This window comes from Mycobacterium angelicum, assembly GCF_002086155.1.
GTDB classification, from domain to species: domain Bacteria; phylum Actinomycetota; class Actinomycetes; order Mycobacteriales; family Mycobacteriaceae; genus Mycobacterium; species Mycobacterium angelicum.
This window is the reverse complement of the sequence record NZ_MVHE01000008.1, coordinates 103354-121827: the sequence shown is the minus strand read 5'-3', so window position 1 is coordinate 121827 and position 18474 is coordinate 103354. Positions and strand designations below refer to the sequence as shown.

At 66.7% G+C, this 18474-nt stretch carries 18 protein-coding genes; 14 read left to right on the top strand and 4 right to left on the bottom strand.

From position 1 onward, the window contains the following. Positions 1 to 31: 31 nt before the first annotated feature. The 7 genes from BST12_RS08315 (at position 32) to BST12_RS08285 (ending at position 6678) form a co-directional block, all read left to right on the top strand. Entirely contained in the window at positions 32 to 1207 is a 1176-nt protein-coding gene (locus BST12_RS08315; protein ID WP_083112631.1) for an NADH:flavin oxidoreductase, read from the top strand. Then, complete coding sequence (locus BST12_RS08310) at positions 1207 to 1992, top strand: LLM class F420-dependent oxidoreductase (RefSeq protein WP_083112630.1); 786 nt, start codon at positions 1207 to 1209, stop codon at positions 1990 to 1992. The genes BST12_RS08315 and BST12_RS08310 overlap by 1 nt, the downstream gene beginning before the upstream one ends. A gap of 97 nt (positions 1993 to 2089) precedes the next feature. After that, positions 2090 to 2812: a GntR family transcriptional regulator gene (locus BST12_RS08305; RefSeq protein ID WP_083112629.1), complete on the top strand. Its 723-nt coding sequence runs from the start codon at positions 2090 to 2092 to the stop codon at positions 2810 to 2812. Positions 2813 to 2860: 48 nt separating this feature from the next. Continuing rightward, positions 2861 to 4666 carry an ABC transporter substrate-binding protein/permease gene (locus BST12_RS08300; RefSeq protein WP_083112672.1) on the top strand — a complete coding sequence of 602 codons (1806 nt, stop codon included), beginning with the start codon at positions 2861 to 2863 and terminating at the stop codon, positions 4664 to 4666. A gap of 56 nt (positions 4667 to 4722) precedes the next feature. After that, entirely contained in the window at positions 4723 to 5412 is a 690-nt protein-coding gene (locus BST12_RS08295; RefSeq protein WP_211281236.1) for an amino acid ABC transporter ATP-binding protein, read from the top strand. Between the two features lie 62 nt (positions 5413 to 5474). Then, on the top strand, positions 5475 to 5972 hold the full coding sequence (locus BST12_RS08290; RefSeq protein ID WP_083112627.1) for a MarR family winged helix-turn-helix transcriptional regulator: 498 nt from the start codon (positions 5475 to 5477) through the stop codon (positions 5970 to 5972). 40 nt (positions 5973 to 6012) lie between these two features. Continuing rightward, positions 6013 to 6678 (top strand): SDR family oxidoreductase, encoded by a 666-nt coding sequence (locus BST12_RS08285; protein ID WP_083112626.1) that lies wholly within the window; start codon positions 6013 to 6015, stop codon positions 6676 to 6678. A gap of 3 nt (positions 6679 to 6681) precedes the next feature. Here BST12_RS08285 and leuS read toward each other — a convergent pair whose 3' ends face one another. Continuing rightward, complete coding sequence (gene leuS, locus BST12_RS08280; RefSeq protein WP_083112625.1) at positions 6682 to 9600, bottom strand: leucine--tRNA ligase; 2919 nt, start codon at positions 9598 to 9600, stop codon at positions 6682 to 6684. A gap of 199 nt (positions 9601 to 9799) precedes the next feature. On the opposite strand from leuS, the gene BST12_RS08275 reads away from it, so the two are divergent. The 5 genes from BST12_RS08275 (at position 9800) to BST12_RS08255 (ending at position 13776) form a co-directional block, all read left to right on the top strand. Beyond that, positions 9800 to 10906 carry an LpqN/LpqT family lipoprotein gene (locus BST12_RS08275; RefSeq protein WP_083112624.1) on the top strand — a complete coding sequence of 369 codons (1107 nt, stop codon included), beginning with the start codon at positions 9800 to 9802 and terminating at the stop codon, positions 10904 to 10906. A 58-nt stretch (positions 10907 to 10964) separates the two neighbouring features. Beyond that, the gene (locus BST12_RS08270) at positions 10965 to 11315 is read left to right on the top strand and encodes a hypothetical protein (RefSeq protein WP_083112623.1); all 351 of its coding nucleotides are present in this window, start codon (positions 10965 to 10967) and stop codon (positions 11313 to 11315) included. Between the two features lie 19 nt (positions 11316 to 11334). After that, on the top strand, positions 11335 to 12321 hold the full coding sequence (locus tag BST12_RS08265) for a bile acid:sodium symporter family protein (protein WP_083112622.1): 987 nt from the start codon (positions 11335 to 11337) through the stop codon (positions 12319 to 12321). An 82-nt stretch (positions 12322 to 12403) separates the two neighbouring features. Continuing rightward, on the top strand, positions 12404 to 13408 hold the full coding sequence (locus tag BST12_RS08260; protein WP_308207378.1) for a bile acid:sodium symporter family protein: 1005 nt from the start codon (positions 12404 to 12406) through the stop codon (positions 13406 to 13408). Positions 13409 to 13428: 20 nt separating this feature from the next. After that, the gene (locus tag BST12_RS08255; RefSeq protein WP_083112621.1) at positions 13429 to 13776 is read left to right on the top strand and encodes a hypothetical protein; all 348 of its coding nucleotides are present in this window, start codon (positions 13429 to 13431) and stop codon (positions 13774 to 13776) included. 12 nt (positions 13777 to 13788) lie between these two features. Here the strand turns inward: BST12_RS08255 and BST12_RS08250 are convergent, their stop codons facing one another. Beyond that, complete coding sequence (locus BST12_RS08250) at positions 13789 to 14442, bottom strand: YqgE/AlgH family protein (protein ID WP_083112620.1); 654 nt, start codon at positions 14440 to 14442, stop codon at positions 13789 to 13791. An 18-nt stretch (positions 14443 to 14460) separates the two neighbouring features. On the opposite strand from BST12_RS08250, the gene BST12_RS08245 reads away from it, so the two are divergent. Together BST12_RS08245 and BST12_RS08240 are read left to right on the top strand one after the other, a co-directional pair. After that, positions 14461 to 15825 (top strand): MFS transporter, encoded by a 1365-nt coding sequence (locus BST12_RS08245; RefSeq protein ID WP_211281233.1) that lies wholly within the window; start codon positions 14461 to 14463, stop codon positions 15823 to 15825. Positions 15826 to 15837: 12 nt separating this feature from the next. After that, positions 15838 to 16611 (top strand): TIGR03084 family metal-binding protein, encoded by a 774-nt coding sequence (locus BST12_RS08240; RefSeq protein WP_083112618.1) that lies wholly within the window; start codon positions 15838 to 15840, stop codon positions 16609 to 16611. A 164-nt stretch (positions 16612 to 16775) separates the two neighbouring features. On the opposite strand, the gene BST12_RS08235 is transcribed toward BST12_RS08240, so the two are convergent. Both BST12_RS08235 and BST12_RS08230 read right to left on the bottom strand, forming a co-directional pair. After that, on the bottom strand, positions 16776 to 18014 hold the full coding sequence (locus BST12_RS08235; protein ID WP_083112617.1) for a DUF7373 family lipoprotein: 1239 nt from the start codon (positions 18012 to 18014) through the stop codon (positions 16776 to 16778). Beyond that, positions 18011 to 18433 (bottom strand): Rv0361 family membrane protein, encoded by a 423-nt coding sequence (locus BST12_RS08230; RefSeq protein ID WP_083112616.1) that lies wholly within the window; start codon positions 18431 to 18433, stop codon positions 18011 to 18013. The genes BST12_RS08235 and BST12_RS08230 overlap by 4 nt, the downstream gene beginning before the upstream one ends. Positions 18434 to 18474 lie beyond the last annotated feature (41 nt).

The window sequence follows — 18474 nt, the reverse complement described above, 5'->3', positions numbered from 1 at the left end:
CGCCACCCGGAACTGTTATATTACGGTACCAATGGCATCGAAACTTGTTTTCACTCCGCTGCGACTGGGTCCGCTGTCGTTGAAGAACCGATTCATCAAGGCAGCGACGTTCGAGGGCGTGATGCCGCGCGGCCAGGTCAGCGACGCGCTCATCGACTTCCACACCGAGGTGGCCCGCGGCGGAGCGACCATGACGACGGTGGCCTACTGCGCCGTCTCCCCCGGCGGTCGCGTGCATCGCGACACGATCGTGCTCGACAGCGACCGCGCTGCGCAGTTGCGCCGCCTGACCGACGCGGTGCACGCCGAGGGTGCCCTGGTCTGTGCGCAGATCGGGCATGCGGGGCTGGTGGCCAACACGCTGTCGAACCGGACTCCGACGCTGGCGCCCTCGACCCGACTCAGCGCGCCGGCGATGGGATTGGTCCGGGCCGCCACCGCCGAGCAGCTCGATGCGGTGGTCGACGACTTCGGCGCGGCCGCCGCCAACGCGGTCGAAGCCGGCTTCGATGCGATCGAAATCCACATGGGCCACGGCTATCTGCTCAGCTCGTTCTTCAGCCCGAAGTTGAACAAGCGGACGGACCGCTACGGCGGCGACACCGTGCGTCGCGCGGAACTGGCCCGCCGGGTTGCCGAACGGGTGCGTCTGACCGTCGGCCAGTCCGTCGCCGTCACCGCAAAGTTCAACATGGACGACGGCGTGCCCGGCGGCTTCTGGCTGACCGACAGCCTGCCCACCGCGCGACTGTTGCAGTCCGACGGGCACCTCGACGCGTTGCAATTGACCGGCGGCAGCTCGCTGCAGAACCCGATGTACTACTTCCGCGGCGACGTCCCGCTCGCGGAGTTCATCGCGTCCCAGCCGCGGGCGGTCGGATTGGGCCTGCGCGTCATCGGGCGACGGTTGTTCCGCAGCTATCCCTTTGCAGAGGCCTTCTTCTTGCCGTTGGCCCGTCAATTCCGCTCGGCCCTGTCGATGCCACTGATGCTGCTCGGCGGCATCAACCGCCTCGATACCGCGGAGAACGCACTGGCCGAAGGCTTCGAGTTGGTGGCCATGGGCCGCGCGCTGCTGCGAGATCCCAACCTGGTCAACAACTTTCGCGAAGAAACCGCGACCGAAGGCTTGTGCATCCACTGCATGAAATGCATGCCCACGGTCTACAGCGGGACGCACTGTGTGCTTCGGCCTACGGTGGTCTAATGACCTCTGACCTTCCCGTTCGAATCGGCGTCCAACTACAGCCCCAGCACGCCCCGCAGTACGGCCAGATGCGCGACGCCGTACGCCGCTGCGAAGACATCGGCGTCGACATCGTCTTCAACTGGGACCACTTCTTTCCGCTCTACGGCGATCCCGACGGCGCACATTTCGAATGCTGGACCATGCTCGGGGCCTGGGCGGAGCAGACCTCGCGGATCCAGATCGGCGCCCTGGTGACCTGTAACTCCTACCGCAATCCGGAGCTGCTGGCCGACATGGCACGCACCGTCGACCACATTTCCGACGGCCGGCTGATCCTGGGCATCGGTTCGGGCTGGAAACGAAAGGACTACGACGAGTACGGCTACGAGTTCGGCACGGCGGGCAGCCGCCTCGACGACCTGGCCGGCGCACTCCCCCGGATTAAGTCGCGGCTGGGCAAACTCAACCCGGCGCCCACCCGCGATATCCCGGTGCTGATCGGCGGCGGCGGCGAACGCAAAACGCTGCGGCTGGTCGCCGAATACGCCGACATCTGGCACAGCTTCACCAGCATCGACGAGTACCCGGCGAAATCCGCCGTGCTCGAGCGGCACTGCGCCGACGTCGGCAGGGATCCGGCGGGCATCCAGCACTCGGCCGCCGTCGAGAGCGCGGGCGGCCTAACCGCCAACGCCGACGCTCTGGTCGGGGTCGGTGTCACGTTGCTGACGGTGGGTTGCGACGGCCCGGACTACGACCTGAGCGCCGCCGAAGCGCTCTGTAAGTGGCGCGACGGACGTTAGCTCACTTCTGCGAAACATCCGCCCGTACGACGTCAGTCATGAGAAACTTGCGCACGCCAATAGCCGCTCGGGAGGCTGAAAGAGGCTCAACACGCCGATGCCGAAGAAATATGGGATCAAGGAAAAGGATCAGGTTGTCTCGCACATCCTGAACCTGGTGTTGGCGGGCAAGCTGCGCAGCGGCGACCGCGTCGACCGCAATGAAATCGCGCAGGGCCTGGGCGTCAGCCGGGTCCCCATCCAGGAGGCCCTGGTCCAGCTCGAACACGACGGCATCGTGTCCACCCGCTATCATCGCGGCGCGTTCGTCGAACGCTTCGACGAATCCACCGTGCTCGAGCACCACGAACTCGACGGCCTGCTCAACGGCATTGCGTCGGCGCGGGCAGCGGCCAATCCCACGCCGCGGATCCTGGGGCAGCTCGACGCGCTGATGCGCTCGCTGCGGGCCTGCAAGGATCCGCGAAGTTTCGCCGAGATCGCGTGCGAATACCGCCGCACGGTCAACGAGGAATATGCCGGGCCGCGGTTGCACGCCACCATCCGGGCCTCAGACAATCTCATTCCCCGCGCTTTCTGGATGGTCTGCCAGAACAGCCGCGACGAGCTGCTGCCGTACTACGAAGAAGAAACGTCGGCGATTCACCGGCGCGATCCGGAGGCCGCCCGGGCCGCGTGCATCGGCCGCGCCGATCGGATGGCACAGCGGATGCTGACCGAATTGGTTCGGCGCCGAGTGTTCAATCCGGCCGATGAGCCCTGTTTGGACCCGCTTCCGCTGCACGCCACCGCCGACGCGGGAGCTTCCTTCGCTTTCTAGTGCGCTCTGAACGGCGCGGGCCGTAGGCCGGCGGATACGGTGACGGTGATGAGTTGCTGGGGCCGGTGGGCTGGGCATGGCGCGAAAGCGCTCGGATTGGCCGCGACAATCCTGATCGTCGGCGGTTTGGCGGTGGCCCCGACCGCTGCGGCCGACCGCAATCAATGCGCGCCCGCCGGGGTGGAGAGTGCCACCGCACTGCCGACTGACCTGACCGGCACCCCCGGTGCGGGCCAGGATGACACCGACACCACCGTCGGTGTCGAGCCGCTGAGCTCGGTGAGCGGGGCCGCGCTGGATCTCGGTACGCCGGGCGTGCTGACCGTCGGCACGCTCTCGGATGCCCCGCCGAACGCCTGCATCAACTCCACCGGCCGATTCACCGGTTTCGACAACCAGCTGCTGCGCGCGATCGCCGACAAGCTGGGCCTCAAGGTGCGCTTCGTCGGGACCGAGTTCTCGGGGCTGCTCGCCCAGGTGGCGTCGCGACGTTTCGACGTCGGCTCGGCCGCGGTGAAGGCCACCGATGCGCGACGCCACACGGTGGCGTTCACCAACGGCTACGACTTCGGCTACGACACGCTCGTCGTGCCGCCCGGTTCGCCGATCAAGGGGTTCGCCGACCTCGAGGCCGGGCAGCGGATCGGCGTCGTGCAGGGGACGGTGCAAGAGGCCTATGTCGTTGAGACGTTGGGGCTGCAGCCGGTGGAGTTTCCCGACTTCAACACCGTGTATGCCAGCCTGAAAACCCGCCAGATCGACGCCTGGGTGGCGCCGATCAACCTGGCCTCGGCGGTGATGCGGTCGGGCGACCCGGCCGTCGCGGTAGCCACCACCTTCAGCCTCGGCGACTTCGTGGCCTACGCCGTCGCCCGGGAGAACCAGCCGCTGATCGATGCGCTCAACTCCGGGCTGGACGCCGTCATCGCCGACGGGACATGGTCGCGGTTGTACAGCGACTGGGTGCCGCGCGCGCTGCCGCCGGGCTGGAAACCCGGATCCAAGGCCGCACCCAGCCCGCACCTGCCGGACTTCGCCGCGATCGCGGCCCGCCACCAGCGGTCCCAGACCACACCCGTTGCGCCTAAGTCCACCCTCACCCAGCTGCGCGAATCCCTGTTGGACTGGGACATGTACCGGCAAGCCATCCCGGCGCTACTCACCACCGGGCTGCCCAACACCTTGATCCTGACCGGCAGCGCCAGCGTCGTGGGCCTGACGCTCGGCATGGGGCTGGCGGTCGCGGGAATGTCGAGTAAGCGCTGGCTGCGCTGGCCGGCGCGGGTGTACACCGACGTCTTTCGTGGCCTGCCCGAGGTGGTGATCATTTTGATCATCGGGCTCGGTGTGGGTCCGCTGGTGGGCGGCCTGACCAACAACAATCCCTACCCGCTCGGCATTGCCGCGCTGGGGCTGATGGCCGCCGCCTATGTCGGCGAGATCCTGCGTTCCGGAATACAGAGCGTCGACCCCGGCCAGCTGGAGGCGTCGCGTGCGCTGGGCTTCAGCTATCCGGCCGCGATGCGGTTGGTGGTGGTGCCCCAAGGAATCCGGCGGGTATTGCCGGCGTTGGTCAATCAGTTCATCGCGCTGCTGAAAGCCTCTGCGCTGGTGTACTTCCTCGGGCTGGTTGCCAAGCAGCGCGAGCTGTTTCAGGTCGGCCGTGACCTCAACGCGCAGACCGGGAACTTGTCGCCGTTGGTGGCCGCGGGGATCTTCTACCTGATATTGACTGTGCCGTTAACGCATCTGGTGAACTACATCGACAATCGGCTGCGCCGCGGCCGGGCCAAACTGGAACCCGAGGACCCCTCGGATGTGGTCTCCTCCACCCTCGGCCAGGAGATGGTGTGACGACCGGTGACGTGCGGCGCGAGCCAGTCTCGTTGGTAGCCAAAGACATTCACCAGATGCTTGGCGGGGTTGCGGTATTGCGCGGCGTCGACATCGACGTGCCGGCGGGCAGCACGACCGCGGTGATCGGCCCGTCCGGCTCGGGCAAATCGACATTGCTTCGCACCCTGAATCGCTTGCACGAGCCCGATAGTGGGGACATCTTGCTGGACGGCCGATCGGTGTTGCGCGACGACCCCAACGAATTGCGGCAGCGCATCGGCATGGTGTTCCAGCATTTCAATCTGTTCCCGCATCGCAGCGTGCTGGACAACGTCACGCTGGCGCCGCGCAAGCTGCGCCGGATGCCCGCCGATTCGGCACGTGAACTCGCGCTGAACCAGCTGGACCGAGTTGGCCTGAAAGACAAGGCCGGTGCGCGTCCGGACACGCTGTCGGGGGGGCAACAGCAACGCGTCGCGATCGCGCGGGCGCTGGCCATGTCCCCACAGGTGATGTTCTTCGACGAAGCGACCTCGGCGCTGGATCCCGAGATGGTCAAAGGCATCCTGAAACTGATCGCAGACCTCGGGGCCGGCGGCATGACCATGGTGGTCGTCACCCACGAAATGGGCTTCGCCCGCTCGACATCGGATGCCGTCGTATTCATGGATCATGGCAAAGTGGTGGAATCCGGCCCTCCGGAGCGGATTTTCGAGGCAGCAGAGACCGAACGACTGCAACGGTTCCTTTCCCAGGTGCTTTAGGTCGGACGCATGTTCTATTCCGGGTCTGCCGTCGCGGTTGCGTCGGGTTAGACTGCCGACTTATGGCGGACAGCGAACCCACAGCCCCGGAGGTGACGGAGCTGGCGGAGGGGCTGCATCGCGCGCTGTCCAAGCTGTTCTCGATACTGCGCCGGGGGGATCCCAACGGCGCGGTCGCCGGTGAATTGACGCTTGCGCAGCTGTCAATTCTGGTCACCCTGCTCGACCGTGGCCCCATCCGAATGACCGATCTGGCCGCGCACGAACGAGTGCGGACGCCCACCACCACCGTGGCCATTCGCCGGCTGGAGAAGATCGGGCTGGTGAAGCGCTCGCGTGATCCGTCGGACCTGCGGGCCGTCCTGGTGGACATCACTCCCCAGGGCCGGGCCGTCCACGCCGAATCGCTGGCCAACCGCCACGCCGCGCTGGCCGCGATGCTCAGCCAACTTTCTCCGTCAGACCTGGAGACCCTGCTGAAGGCACTGGCACCGCTGGACCGGCTGGCCGCGGGCGAGCCGGCCGCCAGCCCGGACTGCCCCAGTCGCTCGCAGGCCTGAAAGTGCTTGACTGCCAAGGATATTGGTAACCGGTCAAGTCATGCCTACTGCACTGATCACCGGCGCCGGCGGCGGCATCGGCGCGGCCATCGCCACGGCGTTGGCGCCCACCCATACCCTGCTGCTGGCCGGCCGCCCGTCGGCGCGGCTCGATGCCGTCGCGAATCGCCTGGGCGCCACCACCTTTCTGTTGGACCTCACCGACACCGACTCGATCGAAGCCAGCTGCGAAGTCATCGACGAACTGGATGTGCTGGTGCACAACGCGGGGGTGTCCATCCCGGGCCGGTTCGCGCAATCACACGTCGACGAGTGGCGAGCTACGTTCAGCGTCAACGTTTTTGGCGTGGTGGCCCTTACTCTGGCACTGCTGCCCGCCCTGCGGCAGGCCGGTGGTCAGGTGCTGTTCATCAACTCCGGTTCCGGGCGCAATGTTTCACCGGGTATGGCCTCCTATTCGGCCAGCAAGTTCGCCCTGCGCGCCATCGCCGACTCGCTGCGGCAGGACGAGCCGGCGCTGCGGGTGACGTCGATCCACCCCGGTCGAGTCGATACCGACATGCAGCGCGAACTCGTCGCATACGAAGGCGGCGAGTACGACCCGGCGAAGTTCATCCGGCCGGAAACCGTGGGCCAGGTGGTCGCCAATGTGGTGGCGACGCCGCCCGACGGGCACATGCACGAGGTCGTGATCCGGCCCCGCTGAGGCCTAGACGACGAGGTTGACCAATCGGCCGGGGACCACGATCACCTTGCGGGGAGTTGCGCCGGCCAGAAACGCCAGCACCTTTTCGTCATCCAGGGCAGCGGCCTGCACCGTGTCGTTGTCCGCGTCGGCGGCCACCACCACGCGGCCACGCACCTTGCCGTTGACCTGTACCGGGTATTCGACGGTGTCGTCGACGAGATAGGCCAGGTCTGCCTGCGGGAAGGGACCGTGCGCCAGTGAGATGGTGTTGCCCAGTCGCAGCCACATCTCCTCGCCCAGATGCGGGGCCAACGGCGCCAGCATCAGCACCAGCGGCTCGACGGCCGCCCGGGGTACCGCGTCACGGTGTCGCTTGGTGAGGTGGTTGGTGTACTCGATCAGCTTGGCGGTCGCGGTGTTATTGCGCAGTGCCGCATAGTCTTCGGAGACTCCGGCGATGGTGCGGTGCAGCGCGCGCAACGTGTCGGTGTCGAGTTCGGTGTCAACCACCCGGGTCTCGCCGGTCTCCTCGTCGACCACCAGCCGCCACACCCGTTGCAGGAAACGGTAGGCGCCGACGACATCCTTGGTGGCCCATGGCCGGGATGCTTCCAGCGGCCCCATCGACATCTCGTAGACGCGCAACGTATCGGCGCCGTAGTCGTCGCAGATCTCGTCGGGCGATATCGAGTTCTTCAGGCTCTTACCGATTTTGCCGAATTCCTGGAACACCTCGAGCTCGGGGGCGTCGGAGCCGTCGGTGCCTTCGGGTCCGGGCAGGAAGAACCGGCCGGCGCGCTCGACGACCTGCTCGGCGGGCACATACGAGCCGCGGGCATCGGTGTAGGCGAACGCCTGAATGTAGCCCTGGTTGACCAGTCTGCGGAAAGGCTCGCGTGAGCTGACATGACCGAGGTCGTATAAAACCTTGTGCCAGAACCTCGAATACAGCAGGTGCAGCACGGCGTGTTCGGCACCGCCGACATACAGGTCGACGCCGCCGGGGTCGTCGGGACCGTGTTCAGCCGGCCGCGGGCCCATCCAGTAGGCCTCGTTTTCCTTGGCGCAGAACCGCTCTGAGTTATGCGGATCGGTGTAGCGCAGCTCGTACCAGGAGCTGGCCGCCCACTGCGGCATGACGTTGGTGTCGCGGGTGTAGGGCTTCAGGCCGTCGCCGAGGTCGAGTTCGACATGCACCCATTGCGTCGCCTTGGCCAGTGGCGGCGACGGTTCGCTGTCGGCATCGTCGGGATCGAAGAGCACCGGCGAATAGTCGGGCACGTCGGGAAGTTCGACAGGCAGCGCGGACTCGTCGAGGGCGTGCGCGCGGCCGTCGCTGTCGTAGACGATCGGGAACGGCTCACCCCAATACCGCTGCCGCGCGAAAAGCCAGTCGCGCAGCTTGAATTCGATACGAGCACGGCCGCGGCCGTCGGATTCCAGCCGTTGCGTGATGGCCTGTTTGGCGTCGGGGACGCTCATGCCGTTGAGGTAGCCGGAGTTGACCAGCACTCCGTCACCGGCATACGCGGCCTCCGAAATGTCGCCGCCGGCAATGACTTCGACGATCGGCAGGCCGAGGGCGCGGGCGAAGTCCCAGTCGCGTTGGTCGTGTCCCGGCACGGCCATGATGGCGCCGGTGCCGTATCCGATCAGCACGTAGTCGGCGATGAAGATCGGCACCTGTTCACCATTGGCGGGATTGGTTGCGTAACCGCCCAAGAAGACACCGGTCTTCTCCCGGCTCTCCTGGCGCTCCAAGTCGGATTTGGCCGCGATCGCGCGACGGTAGGCGGCGACGGCCTCGCCGGGCGTGGCACTGTCGTAGATCCACGACGAGTTCACCCCGTCCGGCCACGTCGCGGCGACGAGCTGGTCGACCAGCTCATGCTCGGGCGCCAGCACCAGGTAGGTGGCGCCGAACAAGGTGTCCGGGCGGGTGGTGAACACCTCGATCTCGGCTAACGAGCCGTCGGACGTGGCGGCCGAGAACAGCGCCGCGGCTCCGGTCGAGCGACCGATCCAGTTGCGCTGCATGGTCTTGACCTTTTCCGGCCAGTCCAGCACATCGAGGTCGTCGAGCAACCGGTCGGAATAGGCGGTGATCCGCATCATCCACTGCCGCAACCGTTTCCGGAACACCGGGAAGTTGCCCCGGTCGCTGCGGCCGTCCGCGGTGACCTCCTCGTTGGCCAGCACGGTGCCCAGTCCCGGACACCAATTCACCAGCGAATCGGCCCGGTAGACGAGGCGGAAGCCGTCGATCACGTCGGCCCGTTCCCCCGCCGTCAGCTCCGCCCAGTCCCGGCCGTCGTCGAGAGTCCTTGCACCCGAGTCGAATTCGTTGACCAGCTCCGAGATCGGGCGGGCCTTATTGGCCGCCGTGTCGAACCAGGCGTTGTAGATCTGCAGGAAGATCCACTGCGTCCACTTGTAGAACTCGACGTCGGTGGTGGAGAAGCTGCGGCGGCTGTCGTGGCCCAGCCCCAGCCGGCCCAGCTGCCGGCGGAAGTTCACCACGTTCGCCTCGGTCCGGGTCCGCGGGTGGGTGCCGGTCTGCACCGCGTACTGTTCGGCGGGCAGCCCGAAGGAATCGAAGCCCAATGCGTGCAACACGTTCCGGCCGATCATCCGGAAGTAGCGCGCGTAGACGTCGGTGGCGATGTAGCCCAGTGGGTGACCGACGTGCAATCCCTCGCCCGACGGGTACGGGAACATGTCCTGGACGAAAAGCTTGTCCTGTGGCACGGCGCCGTCGGCGGGAGCCAGCGAGCCCACCGGGTTGGGCACGTTGAACGTCCCCAACCGGGCCCAATTCTCCTGCCAGGTTCGTTCCAGCGTGGCCGCCACCTCTGCGGTGTAGCGGTACCGCGGCGCGTCGGAGTCCGCGTCGTTGACACCGGACGTACTGCCAGGTGTTGCGGTCGGCGATTCGGTCACGCCCAACAGGGTATAAGGGCGGCCCTGGCGCGCCGGGCGCCTATCCGCTGGCCACGGGTTGATCTCGGTTGCATTGCACCCCGATCAGAGGTTCATCCCAGCTCTATTTCAAACCTGGTCGCCGCCGTTGAGCACTGGTTACATTCAGCCTCGATGGACGGGCACTGGCGCCCGAGCTACTCGGAGGGACCGACGAACCATGATTCACGTCGCGCGTAACTGGCGGGTATTCGCAGGAGGTATGGCCGCCGGTTTCCTCGGCGTGATGCTCATTGCGGGCGGTCGGGCATCGGCAGATCCGGCATTCCCCGTGCCGCCGGTGCCCGCGCCCAGTCAAGCGGCCGCCCCGCCCATCCAGAACCTGACGCTGCCCGGCGGCGTCAACGGCAACAGATTTGCCCCCGCGCCGGCCCAGGCGCCCGTCCCCGCACAGGCACCGGCGGCGGCCGCGTCGCCGCTGCCGCCTGCCACCCCCGGAATGGCACCCGCCGCCGTAGCTCCCGTGCCGCCCGCCCAGACCGCGGCCGTCACCGGAACACTGCGCGACTACTTCACCGCGAAGGGCGTGAAGCTCGAGGCGCAGCGGCCGCAAGGGTTCAAGGCGCTCGACATCACCATGCCGATGCCGCCGCGCTGGACTCACGTGCCCGACCCGAACGTGCCCGACGCATTCGCGGTTTTCGCCGACCGCGTCGGCGGCAACAGCATCTACACCTCGAACGCGCAGTTGGTGGTGTACAAACTGGTCGGTGATTTCGATCCGGCCGAAGCCATTACCCACGGCTATGTCGACAGTCAGCAACTCCTCGCCTGGCGGACGACGAACGCATCGATGACCAACCTGGGCGCCTTCCCGTCGTCGGTCGTCGAGGGCACGTACCGCGAAAACGACATGACGCTCAACACCTCACGGCGCCACGTCATCGCCAGCTCCGGACCCGATCGATACCTGCTGTCGCTGAAGGTGACCACCGCAGCGACCCAGGCCGTGGCCGACGCACCGGCCACCAACGCCATCATCAACGGGTTCCGGGTGGCGCCTCCCGGGTCCACCACACCCGCCCAAGCGCCCAGCCCGGCGCCCGCCCAGGCACCCGCTCGGGTGGCGCCGACGGCGCCGGTTCAGGCGCCGGTGGCACCGAGCCGATCCGCACCTCTCGCCGTGCCCGGGCAGCAGCCCGCACCCGGGCTCAGTCCCGTCGCGAGTCCCGTCGCGCCGAGCATGGCGGCTGCCCAGCCGCCGCAGACGATGGTGACGCCCGGTCAGCCACCCCTGCTGACCGTGACACCGGTGCCCGGGCGCTAACCGCAACTCGGGCCCGGCCCGTCAAGCGCGTTCGCCGGTGAGCTCGTATTGTGAGCGCATGTTTATCGCCGGCCTGCTGTGCATGTGTGCGGCGGTGGCCTCAGCCGCGTTCGGTGTCTGGTCACTTGCCCACCAACCGGCCGCCGACACCACCCAGCTGGCGCTGCGCGCTGTAGCGCCCACTCAACTCGCCGCCGCGATAATGCTGGCGGCCGGGGGAGTGGTGGCACTGGCCACCGCCCCGCACGCCGCAGTGGTGGTGGTGATCGTCTGTGTCGCCGGCGCGCTGGGCACGCTGGCCACCGGCTCCTGGCAAAGCGCGCGATACGCGCTGCGCCGTGCGGCGACCGGCTCCGAAGGAGCCGAATGTGGCGGCAGCTGCACGGGCTGCACCCTGTCCTGTCACTAAAACTGCAGGTCCAAGCGTCGTGAGGCAGCGGCTGAAGGCGATCCCGATCGATAGCTTTCTGTTGGCCTTGGCCGCGACGCTGGCCGTCGCCGCGCTGCTGCCGGCGCGTGGCAGCGCCGCCGAGCTCATGTCGGTGATAGCCCGGGCGGCCATCGCGTCACTGTTCTTCCTCTACGGCGTGCGGCTGTCGCCGCAGCAGGCCTGGCACGGGATGCGCCAGTGGCGGCTGCACATGTTGGTCCTGGTGAGCACTTTCGTCGTCTTCCCGGTGCTCGGGCTGGCCGCTGAGGTACTGGTGCCGTCGGTGCTTACCCCCGACTTGTACAACGGGGTGCTCTTCTTGTGTCTGGTGCCGTCGACCATGCAATCCTCGGTCGCGTTCACCTCGATGGCGCGTGGCCACGTTTCGGCCGCGATCGTCAGCGCGTCGTTGTCCAGCATTCTCGGCATGGTTCTCACCCCGCTGCTGGTGGTGCTGCTGATGGACACCGGAGCCGGGTTTCGCGTCGACAACGGTGCGATCGCCGAAATTGTGCTGCAGCTGCTGCTGCCATTCAGCCTCGGTCAGCTGCTGCGGCCCTGGCTCGCCCCACTGGTGACCCGGCGAGCGGCGCTGGTCAAGGTCTTCGATCGCGGTTCTGTTCTGCTGGTGGTCTACACCGCCTTCTCGATGGGCATGGCCGATCGAATCTGGTCCAGAGTCGATCCATGGCGATTGGTCTGGGTCGCTCTTGTCGCCGCGGTGCTGCTGGCCGTGGTGCTCGCCGGCACCACGGCCATGGGCCGGCTGGCCCGCCTGGACCGCGGTGACGCGATCGTGCTGCTGTTCTGCGGTTCGAAGAAGAGCCTGGCAGCCGGTCTTCCGATCGCGTGGGTGATTTTCGACGCGGCCACGGTTGGACTGATCATGTTGCCGCTGATGCTCTTTCACCAGATCCAGCTGGTGGTGTGTTCGGTGATCGCCGGCAGATTGGCGCGCGAGGCGCCCGACGAAGCCACGGTATGAGGCCGGAGCCGATTACCCGGATGCGCCGGTATCGTTTGCCCATGTTCATCCCGGGGGTCACCAGATCGCGCGGGGTCCGAGTGTGCTGAAGTGGCTGAACAAGAGCCCGATCGATACGTTTCTGCTGGCTGTGGGCGCGGCGCTGGCCCTGGCCGCGCTGCTGCCGGCGCGCGGTTCCGCCGCAGCGGTCATGTCGGTGGTCGCCAGGGCCGCCATCGCGTTGCTGTTCTTCCTGTACGGCGTGCGATTGTCGCCGCAACAGACGTGGCAGGGCGTACGTCAATGGCGGCTACATCTGTTGGTGCTGGGCACCACCTTTGTCATTTTTCCGGTGCTGGGGCTGGCGGCTCGGGTGCTGGTGCCGTCGGTGCTGACGCCCGAGCTGTATGAGGGTCTGCTGTTCTTGTGTCTGGTCCCGTCGACCATGCAGTCCGCCGTCGCGTTCACCTCGATAGCGCGCGGCCACGTTTCGGCCGCGATCGTCGGTGCTTCCTTGTCCAATCTTCTTGGTCTGGTTCTGACGCCACTGTTGGCCGTGCTGCTAATGAACACCGGCGCTGGGTTTCACATCAATGGCGGCGCGATCGTCGAAATCGTGCTGCAGTTGTTGGTGCCGTTCGGGCTGGGACAGCTGGTGCAGTCCCTGCTGGCGCCGGTCGTGGCCCGGCGTGCGGCGATGATCAAAATTCTGGAACGCGGGTTCATTCTGCTGGTGGTCTACGCGGCCTACTCGATGGGTATGGCCCAGCGAATCTGGGCCAGGGTCGACCCGTGGCAGTTGCTCTCGGTGGCCGTCGTCGCCGCAGTGCTGCTAGGGCTGGTGCTGACCTGCACCACCGTGCTGGCCCGGCTGGCCCGGCTCGACCGTGGCGACTCGATCGCGCTGCTGTTCTGCGGTTCGATGAAGAGCCTGGCCTCAGGGCTTCCGATCGCATGGGTGTTCTTCGACGCCGCAACGGTGGGACTGGTCATGTTGCCGCTGATGCTGTTTCACCAGATCCAATTGCTGGTCTGCTCATTGATCGCCACAAAGCTGGGCCGCGAAGCCGCCTCTGATGAGACCGCTTCCGACGAGGCCAGCGTCTGACGCCGACGTATTGTGGGCGAATGTTTATCGCCGGCGTCGTATGCCTGGTTGTGGCGGTGGCGTCGGGGATTTCCGGCGTCTGGTCATTGGTGCGGAAACCCAGCGCAGACACCGACCAGTTGGCGCTGCGCGCAATGGCGCCCACCCAAGTCGCCGCGGCGGTGATGCTGACGGCCGGGGGAGTGGTTGCGCTGGCCGCGTCTGGACACCTCGCACTGGTGGTACTGATCGTCTGCGTGGCCGGCGCGCTGGGCACGCTGGCCACCGGCTCCTGGCAGAGTGCGCGATACGCGCTGCGCCAGACTGACCGATCCGCGATCGCCGACTGCGGCGGCAGCTGCGCCGGCTGCACCCTGTCCTGCAAGTAAGTTGCCGGCGGCCTAGTTCCGGCTGACGTCGATCGGGTGGGTGGCCAGCATCGAAAGCGGCAGCGGCTGGCGACGCAGCACCTGTCCCCACAGGTCTTCGCGGGGCCCGACCAGCACGTCAGAGGGCAACGCCGACAGCACAATCCAATCGTCGCGCTCGATTTCGCCTTCAAGCTGACCGATGGTCCAGCCGGAGTATCCGGCGAAGATCCGCACGCCTTCCACCAACGGCGCGATGATGTCGGGTTCGGCGTCCAGATCGACCATCACCATCCGGCCGGCGACATGGCGCAGGCCCAGCACGCCGTCGGGATCCGCGCCGACCCGCAACACCGCCAGGCACAGCGCCGCATCACGTTTCACCGGACCTCCGATGAACATCGTTTTGGGCTTGGCCGAGAGTTTGGCCCACTGCGGCAACACGTTGTACACGGCGGTCTCGCTGGGCCGGTTGAGCACCACTCCCAGGGTGCCGCCGTCGTTGTGCTCGACGATATAGATCACGCTGCGCCGAAACGTCGGTTCCAGCAGATCGGTGTTGGCTAACAGCAAGGTCCCCGCTCGCACACGTTGCGCGGCGGGCACCACATAGTCGTCGGAATCCTCGTGTGGCGCCACCCGAACATCATCGCACTCACTGCGACTGCGCCCGGGACAAACGAGCATGGCCCATACATATTTGTAATGTTGACGTGGCGGCGTAGCGCGCAGCGTGCCTTGCCGGTCCCGATTTTGGAAGTGGGTTCTGTGGTTCAAACCCCGATGCACGCCAGGGCACCGGTCAGGCTCTGGCGGTCGGTGCGCAGCATGCCCGAATTCTGGCGACTGCTGCAGGTACGCATCGCAAGTCAGTTCGGCGACGGCCTTTTTCAGGCGGGTTTGGCCGGGGCGCTGCTGTTCAACCCGGACCGGGCCGCCGATCCGATGGCGATCGCGCGTGCCTTCGCGGTTTTGTTTCTGCCCTATTCGTTGCTGGGACCGTTCGCCGGCGCGCTGATGGATCGCTGGGATCGACGGCTGGTGCTGGTAGGCGCCAACATTGGCCGGCTGGGTTTCATCGCCGCGATCGGCACGATCTTGGCGATGCGCGCCGGCGATCTGCTGCTGCTGTGTGTTGCGTTGTTGGCCAACGGTTTATCCCGCTTCGTGGCCTCGGGTCTGTCCGCGGCGTTGCCCCACGTGGTGCCGCGCGAAAAGGTGGTCACGATGAACTCGGTGGCCACCGCCTCGGGTGCGGTCGCGGCTTTCCTGGGCGCCAACTTCATGCTGCTGCCACGCTGGCTTGCCGGCGGCGGTGACCGGGGTGCTGCGGCGGTCATTTTCACCTCCGCCATTCCGGTTGCACTTGCACTCTTGCTGGCGCTTCGGTTCGCACCTCGCGTGCTCGGGCCGGACGACACCAAACAGGCTATTCACGGATCGGCCGTGTACGCCGTGGTTACCGGTTGGCTACACGGCGTGCGCACGGTCACCCAGCTTCCGACCGTCGCCGCCGCGCTGTCGGGATTGGCCGCACACCGCATGGTGGTCGGCATCAATTCGCTGATCGTCTTGCTGCTGGTGCATCACATGGCCGACCCGGACGTCAAAGGCTTGGGGACCGCTCTGGTGTTCTTCGCGGCTACCGGCCTGGGCGCCTTTCTGGCCAATGTGCTGACGCCGTCCTTGATCCGGCGGTGGGGGCGCTATGCCACGGCCAACGGTGCACTGGTGGCGGCCGCCGTTGTCCAAACCGCGGGCGCCGGATTGCAGGTAGCCGTCATGGCGGTGTGCGGGTTCATGCTGGGCGTGGCCGGTCAAGTGGTCAAGCTGTGCGCCGATTCGGCGATGCAGATCGATGTCGATGACGCGCTGCGCGGCCACGTGTTCGCGGTGCAGGATGCGCTGTTTTGGGTGTCGTACATCGCGTCGATCACCGTTGCTGCGATGTTGATACCCGCCGATGGCCACGCGCCTGCGTTTGTGTTGTTCGGGTCAGTGCTCTACTTGTTCGGGCTCGTCGTGCACAGCTTCGTCGGCCGGCGCGGTCAGCCCGCGAACAAGCGTTAGGGAGGTTCCTTCATGGCCGGTCCCGGTCCGATCGTCGCCGACCTGCGAGCCGAAAGCGACGACCTCGACGCGTTGGTGGCGCCGCTTCCAGCGGATCGCTGGGCTTTGTTGACGCCGTCGCCCGGCTGGACCATCGCCCACCAAATCGGTCACCTGCTGTGGACCGACCGTGTCGCGCTGACCGCGGTCACCGATGAGGCCGGTTTCGCTGACGTGCTGTCCGCGGCTGCGGCCGACCCCAGCGGATTCGTCGATGCGGGCGCCGAGGAGTTGGCGGCCCTGCCGCCGGCCGAGCTGCTCGACGATTGGCGGGTTACCCGCGGGCGGCTGCATTCTGAGTTGCTGACGGTTGCCGACGGCCGCAAGTTGCCGTGGTTCGGGCCGCCGATGAGCGCGGCGTCGATGGCGACCGCGCGGTTGATGGAGACCTGGGCACATGGTCTGGATGTCGCCGACGCGCTCGGTGTCACCCGGCCCGCGACCGACCGGCTGCGCTCGATCGCCCACCTCGGCGTGCGGACCCGTGATTACGCATTCTTAGTGAACAATCTGACGCCGCCCGCCGAGCCGTTTCTAGTGGAACTGCGGAGCCCCCGTGGCGATATCTGGTCGTGGGGGCCACCGGATGCGGCGCAACGGGTCAGCGGGTCGGCCGAAGCGTTCTGCTATCTGGTCACTCAACGACGGGCGCTTGGTGCCCTTGATTTGACGGCCGTGGGGGAGGACGCGCAGCAGTGGTTGTCGGTAGCGCAAGCCTTCGCCGGCCCGCCCGGCGCCGGGCGATGAGCGCGCACAGCGCGCGAAGAGAGCCGGGGCCATTCAGCTCACGCGCCGGGCGATGAGCGCGCACAGCGGGCTTGTCACATCCGCCACACTGGCCCCTAGCTGGAGTGGCCAGTCTTTTGCCCAGCTCCTAGCGACACCGCTTCCAGCCTGTCCCAGGCATGCGCCTAACCGACGAGGATGCGATATTGCGCCGCCATCTGTTGGTGTGCGCTGTCGAGCTGTCGCGCTGAGGTTTTGATCGCGTACCGACCAGCTGTACCCAAACACCGATAACGCGGCACCAGCCCGCTGGCACCCGGTACCCGCGTGCAGCGGCTTTGCGGAAGCCCCGGCACCGAAGCGGCCGCTTGGGCCGCCGGCGTTGCAGCCGCGGCATCGCTCAAGGCCTGTGACAACGCCTGCGCACCGGCGGGGTCTCGGGCTTGATAAACCGTCGTCAGGTTGACGGAGACGTAGTCGACGCCGGCCGCCGTGAGCGCTGGACCGGCTTTAACCGGATCGTCTTCAAGGTGCAGGGCGCCGGGTGGCGGGTAGGCGGCCGCCGAGGTCGAAGTCGCTTGGTCGGCCGGCAGCGGCACGGTGCGCGCCACCAATCCGGTGGGATCTAGCGGAAGTGCCGCGAATTGCTCGGGGGCGGTCGGTTGAAACGTGTCTATCAATGGCAGCTGAAGGTCGAGTGTGCGTGCGGTGAGCGACGCCTCGCAATCGGGACCGGCGGCGCAGCGCGCGACCTGCGCCAGCACGAAGGAGCCGTGTGCGGTCAGGGTGGTCAGTTCCCGCACTGTTTGGGAGCCATCTTGAAACGTCAGCAGCGTGCCTGCGGCATCGGCGTGGCCCGGGATGGATATCACACGCTCGGGTTCGATCAGAATCGGGACGGCACTGGGCACTCGCGGGAAGTCCCTCGCCCTTCCCGACATACCTTGGGCCGCAGCCGATGCCGCGCCGGGGTCGGCGAACCGCAATACGGCGTTGCGCAGCGACATCTGCGGCTCCGGACCCGGCGTCTGGCGCTCGGAGGTGAATCCCACCACGAAAGGCAAGTTGTAGGCGCCTCCCTCTATCGGCGCCCACACGACCCGGGAAATTTGGCTGTAGTTCTCGACAACACCCGCCTCGGTGGAACTCACGGTCAAGCCGGCGTCGGCCTGCCAGGGCCCCACCACAAAGCTGGCCATACGCCGCCCCTCGACCAGGCGGCCGGCTTGTTCGGAGCCGGCATCGCCTAGCGGGGCGAGCGGCGAGATCGGATACTTGCCCGGATCGAGCAGCGACGGGTTCACCGAAACAGCTGGCGGCTCGGGCACCGGATGCGCAGCGGGACTCGTGTGACTGCAGCCCACCAGAACGGATGCCACCAGCGCGGCCCGGACCATCGATTTGCCTTGTCGCACTTGACTCATACTTGGCAGATCTTCCACCCGTCCTCTAGTTTGAGCCGCACAGTGATCGAGCGGTTTCCTATCGCCTCGTTTCGGCCTTGGAATACGACGGTGGCGGTATCGCCGGTGATGCTGATCGCGGTAACCGATTCGATTCTCGTGATACCCGTGGCGGCGCGGTTCTTCTTGACGTAGTCCAGCGTCGTGCCGGTGAACTTGGCCCGCATCGCTGAGCACATCAATTCGAGGTAGGCATCCCAGTTCTGGGTGTTATAGGCGTCCTGGAAAACCGTGAGTGTTTCGCGTATCTGATCCTCGGCGGTCACCGGCGGAGGCGGCAGCGGCACGGCAACACTGCCGGTCGGCGCGGATCTGGTTCCCGGCGCCGGCGCCGGCGCCGGCGCCGAAACATGCTGTGCTACCGGGCTTCCGCCCGTCACGTCCGAACATGAGGCACTTACCGCACACACTGTAAGCAGGA

Coding starts and splice junctions, on each gene's coding strand:
- BST12_RS08315 (WP_083112631.1), top strand. CDS start 32: ATGGCATCGAAACTTGTTTTCACTCCGCTGCGACTGGGTCCGCTGTCG.
- BST12_RS08310 (WP_083112630.1), top strand. CDS start 1,207: ATGACCTCTGACCTTCCCGTTCGAATCGGCGTCCAACTACAGCCCCAG.
- BST12_RS08305 (WP_083112629.1), top strand. CDS start 2,090: ATGCCGAAGAAATATGGGATCAAGGAAAAGGATCAGGTTGTCTCGCAC.
- BST12_RS08300 (WP_083112672.1), top strand. CDS start 2,861: ATGAGTTGCTGGGGCCGGTGGGCTGGGCATGGCGCGAAAGCGCTCGGA.
- BST12_RS08295 (WP_211281236.1), top strand. CDS start 4,723: ATGCTTGGCGGGGTTGCGGTATTGCGCGGCGTCGACATCGACGTGCCG.
- BST12_RS08290 (WP_083112627.1), top strand. CDS start 5,475: ATGGCGGACAGCGAACCCACAGCCCCGGAGGTGACGGAGCTGGCGGAG.
- BST12_RS08285 (WP_083112626.1), top strand. CDS start 6,013: ATGCCTACTGCACTGATCACCGGCGCCGGCGGCGGCATCGGCGCGGCC.
- BST12_RS08275 (WP_083112624.1), top strand. CDS start 9,800: ATGATTCACGTCGCGCGTAACTGGCGGGTATTCGCAGGAGGTATGGCC.
- BST12_RS08270 (WP_083112623.1), top strand. CDS start 10,965: ATGTTTATCGCCGGCCTGCTGTGCATGTGTGCGGCGGTGGCCTCAGCC.
- BST12_RS08255 (WP_083112621.1), top strand. CDS start 13,429: ATGTTTATCGCCGGCGTCGTATGCCTGGTTGTGGCGGTGGCGTCGGGG.
- BST12_RS08250 (WP_083112620.1), bottom strand. CDS start 14,442: ATGCTCGTTTGTCCCGGGCGCAGTCGCAGTGAGTGCGATGATGTTCGG.
- BST12_RS08245 (WP_211281233.1), top strand. CDS start 14,461: ATGTTGACGTGGCGGCGTAGCGCGCAGCGTGCCTTGCCGGTCCCGATT.
- BST12_RS08240 (WP_083112618.1), top strand. CDS start 15,838: ATGGCCGGTCCCGGTCCGATCGTCGCCGACCTGCGAGCCGAAAGCGAC.
- BST12_RS08235 (WP_083112617.1), bottom strand. CDS start 18,014: ATGAGTCAAGTGCGACAAGGCAAATCGATGGTCCGGGCCGCGCTGGTG.